The 271-nt window shown below is 57.2% G+C and carries 1 protein-coding gene; it reads right to left on the bottom strand.

The features are described 5' to 3' along the window. A partial coding sequence (locus tag SB717_RS35980) for a hypothetical protein (RefSeq protein ID WP_410907774.1) occupies positions 1-271 on the bottom strand: 271 nt, incomplete at both ends.

Below are 271 nucleotides of genomic sequence, written 5' to 3'. Positions count from 1 at the left end.
CAGCCCTACCCTCAAGGCCGAGGATCTGCATGTCGGTCGGGTTGTTGGTGAAGCTCAGGAACTGCGTTCGAGCGTTCAACGTTTGCTCACGCTGAAGCATCGCGTTTGCGCCCCTGGCCACGACCTTGCAATCGCCCTTGATGGCGTTGTCATCGGAATAGCGCATGTTGAACAGCCACAACGCTTCAATGACACGACGCACCACCCCACGATCGATGTGCCGGATTGCGTCCTTGATACCCTTGTTCGCAGACTCCATGAGCATCGACAG

The sequence above is a fragment of the Priestia sp. SIMBA_032 genome (assembly GCF_046535215.1).
Lineage (GTDB): Bacteria > Bacillota > Bacilli > Bacillales > Bacillaceae_H > Priestia > Priestia aryabhattai.
Note: the sequence above shows the minus strand (reverse complement) of the source record. Positions and strands in the feature narration are given on the sequence as shown.